Annotated in this window: 1 rRNA gene (cut by a window edge); it reads left to right on the forward strand. The window is 52.3% G+C overall.

Annotated elements, in window-relative coordinates:
• A 23S ribosomal RNA gene (locus tag DW000_RS09760) occupies positions 1–241 on the forward strand; its annotated part reaches 18 nt to the left of the window's first position; the annotation flags it as partial.

Here is a 241-nt window from a genome sequence, read left to right on the forward strand (position 1 = left end):
GTACGGTGGATGCCTTGGCGATATCAGCCGAAGAAGGACGCGGTAAGCTGCGATAAGCTACGGAGAGGTGCAAGCAACCTGTGACCCGTAGATTTCCGAATGGGGGAACCCGGCAGTGGTTATGCACTGTCACCCATAGCTTAGACTATGAGGAGGGCACCTGGGGAACTGAAACATCTAATTACCCAGAGGAACAGTAATCAAACGAGATTTTCTTAGTAGCGGCGAGCGAACGGGAAAG

Origin of the sequence: Veillonella sp. AF36-20BH, from assembly GCF_003602765.1 — a bacterium.
Classification (GTDB): Bacteria; Bacillota; Negativicutes; order Veillonellales; family Veillonellaceae; genus Veillonella; species Veillonella hominis.